3 protein-coding genes are annotated in these 3106 nt (G+C 65.2%); all 3 read left to right on the top strand.

Annotated features, from left to right (window positions below):
• Nucleotides 1-134: 134 nt before the first annotated feature.
• The 3 genes from QMX96_RS26575 (at nt 135) to QMX96_RS26565 (ending at nt 2963) form a co-directional block, all read left to right on the top strand.
• Nucleotides 135-1013, top strand: a complete 879-nt coding sequence (locus tag QMX96_RS26575; protein ID WP_210014301.1) for an urea transporter — start codon at nt 135-137, stop codon at nt 1011-1013.
• 31 nt (nt 1014-1044) lie between these two features.
• A complete protein-coding gene (locus QMX96_RS26570) occupies nt 1045-1869 on the top strand; it encodes an ion transporter (RefSeq protein WP_043859890.1) in 825 nt (274 codons plus the stop codon).
• 92 nt (nt 1870-1961) lie between these two features.
• The gene (locus QMX96_RS26565; RefSeq protein WP_043859889.1) at nt 1962-2963 is read left to right on the top strand and encodes a sulfate ABC transporter substrate-binding protein; all 1002 of its coding nucleotides are present in this window, start codon (nt 1962-1964) and stop codon (nt 2961-2963) included.
• Nucleotides 2964-3106 lie beyond the last annotated feature (143 nt).

Here is a 3106-nt window from a genome sequence, read left to right as displayed (position 1 = left end):
CCCCCCCCCACCACCTCTCCCCCCCGGCGGTGTGGGGGGGGGGGTTGCCCCCGCGATGGGCGCACTGACACACCACACCGTGGGACAACAAAGCCCGAAGAGGCGCCCCACTCCACCCACCCTGACCCACTGCCATGTACACCAAGAACTTCGTCAACCCGTGCCCCGACTGGGCCACCGCCTTGCTCAACGGTTTCAGTCAGGTGCTGCTGCAGCGCAACCCGCTGTGCGGCCTGCTGTGCCTGCTGGCCATCCTGATTACCGCCCCCGAACTCATCGGCGGTGCGCTGCTGGGCGCCCTTGCCGGGCTGCTCACCGCGCAGCGCCGCGGCTACAACCGCGCCGACCGCCAGGCCGGCCTGTACAGCTACAACGGCGTGCTGCTGGGCCTGCTGCTCAGCCACGCACTGCCCTGGTCGGCCCTGCTGCCCCCGCTGATCATCGCCGCCGCGGGCCTGAGCAGCATGCTGGTGCACCAGTGGCTCAAGCGCAAAAGCCCTCGCCTGCTGCCCGCCTACACCGCGCCCTTCGTGCTGATCGGCTGGGCGGTACTGGCGCTGGCCGAGCCTTCCAGCGCCGGCTACGGCCCGGTCGCGGCCAACCCGCTGTTCGCCCTGGGCCGCGGCCTGGGCCAGATCTTCCTGCTCGACCAGCCGCTGGCTGGCCTGCTGATTGCCCTGGGCCTGCTGATCGCCAACCGCTACGCCGCCGCCTGGGCGCTACTGGGCGCCGCCCTGGGCGGCAGCGTGGCGCTGCTCGGTGGCGAGGCCGGCGCCGGCTACTACGGCCTGTACGGTTTCAATGCGGCGCTGGCCGCGCTGGCCTTCAGCCAGACCCGCGCACAACCCTGGCGGCCGTTGCTGGCCATCGTTCTGGCCATCGTGCTGCAACCGCTGCTGGGCCTGTTGCCGGTGCCGGGCCTGACCGCGCCGTTCATCCTCGCCTGCTGGCTGCTGCAACTGGGCACCGCGGCCCGACGTCGCCCGCTTGCACAGCTGCGGGCCAGCCCCTAGGCTCTGCTCCATCTTGTAATGGAAAGCGCCCATGAGCACCCCTTCGAGCTGGCGCGAGCGGCTCTACGTCATCGTCTTTCAAGCCGACACCGTGGCCGGCCGGCGCTTCGACAGCATTCTGCTGCTGATCATCCTGGCCAGCCTGATCACCGTCATCCTCGACAGCATCGACGAGGTCCACCAGGGCTACGCCGGGCTGCTGGCCTGGATCGAGTGGGGCTTTACCGCCATCTTCCTGGCCGAATACCTCACCCGCCTGTACTGCTCGCCCAAGCCGCTGCGCTATGCCTTCAGCTTCTACGGGCTGGTGGACCTGCTGGCGATCGTGCCGGGCATCATCGCCATCTACTACAGTGACGCGCAGTACCTGCTGATCATCCGCGTGATCCGCATGCTGCGCATCTTCCGCGTGCTCAAGCTCGGCCCGTACCTCAAGCAGGCCAACTACCTGATGTCGGCGCTGCGCGGCAGCAAGCAGAAGATCATCGTGTTCCTGGTCAGCGTGTCGACCCTGGTCACGGTGTTCGGCACCCTGATGTACGTGGTCGAAGGCCCGGAACACGGCTTCACCAGCATCCCCAAGGGCATCTACTGGGCCATCGTGACCCTGACCACCGTGGGCTTTGGCGACATCGTGCCCAAGACCCCGCTGGGCCAGGTGATTTCCTCGCTGGTGATGATCACCGGCTACTCGATCATTGCCGTGCCCACCGGCATCTTCACTGCCGAGCTGGCCAACGCCATGCGTGGCGAACAGCTGCAGCACGCCTGCCCCACCTGCCACAAGGGCAGCCACGAGCAGAGCGCCGCGTTCTGTTCACGCTGCGGCAATGCGCTATTCAAGAAAATGGAATAACCACAGCACTTTTTAATCTTTAAGCGACTAAGGCCGAGCCGCTATAGTCGCTGGCATAATGCCTTTCTCCCAACTCGAACAAGGAATGCGCAGTGAAAAAACTCTTTGGTGCCTCGCTTCTGGCCGCAGGCCTGGCCCTGGGCAACCTCGCCCAGGCCGCCCCGACCACCCTGCTCAACGTCTCCTACGACGTGATGCGCGACTTCTACAAGGACTACAACGCCGCGTTCCAGAAGCACTGGGAAGCCGAGCACAAAGAGAAGATCAACGTGCAGATGTCCTTCGGCGGTTCGAGCAAGCAGGCGCGCTCGGTGATCGACGGCCTGCCGGCCGACGTCATCACCATGAACATGGCCACCGACATCAATGCCCTGGCCGACAACGGCAAGCTGGTGCCGGACAACTGGGTCACCCGCCTGCCCAACAACAGCGCGCCCTTCACCTCCGCCACCGTATTCATCGTGCGCAAGGGCAACCCCAAGGCCCTGAAGGACTGGCCCGATCTGCTCAAGGACGGCGTACAGGTGATCGTGCCCAACCCCAAGACCTCGGGCAACGGCCGCTACACCTACCTGTCGGCATGGGGCTATGTGCTCAAGAACGGCGGTGACGAGAACAAGGCCAAGGACTTCGTCGGCAAGCTGTTCAAGCAGGCACCGGTGCTCGATACCGGTGGCCGTGCCGCGACCACCACCTTCATGACCAACCAGATCGGCGACGTGCTGGTGACCTTCGAGAACGAAGCCGAGATGATCGCGCGCGAATTCGGTCGCGACCAGTTCGAGGTGATCTACCCGAGCGTGTCGGCCGAAGCCGAGCCGCCGGTGAGCGTGGTCGACAAGGTGGTGGACAAGAAGAAAAGCCGTGCCACCGCCGAGGAGTACCTGAAGTACCTGTGGTCGCCTGAAGCCCAGGAAATTGCCGCCAACAACTACCTGCGCCCACGCGACGCGACCGTGCTGGCCAAGTACACCGACCGCTTCCCCAAAGTCGACTTCCTGTCGGTGGAGAAGACCTTCGGTGACTGGCGCACCGTGCAGAAGACCCACTTCAACGACGGCGGGATCTTCGACCAGATCTACACCGGGCAATAAGGCCGGGTGACGAATCCGGGGCCTGTGACGGGCCCCGGATTTTTTGTGGCCGGCGTTCGGGCCTGTCGCGGGTCAAGCCCGCTGCCACAAGGTGATGTGCCGATTTCAAGAGCGATGTCGCACCTGTGGCAGCGGGCTTGACC

It is taken from the genome of Pseudomonas sp. PS01300 (assembly GCF_029960155.1).
Lineage (GTDB): Bacteria > Pseudomonadota > Gammaproteobacteria > Pseudomonadales > Pseudomonadaceae > Aquipseudomonas > Aquipseudomonas palmensis.
Note: the sequence above shows the minus strand (reverse complement) of the source record. Positions and strands in the feature narration are given on the sequence as shown.

Coding starts and splice junctions, on each gene's coding strand:
- QMX96_RS26575 (WP_210014301.1), top strand. CDS start 135: ATGTACACCAAGAACTTCGTCAACCCGTGCCCCGACTGGGCCACCGCC.
- QMX96_RS26570 (WP_043859890.1), top strand. CDS start 1,045: ATGAGCACCCCTTCGAGCTGGCGCGAGCGGCTCTACGTCATCGTCTTT.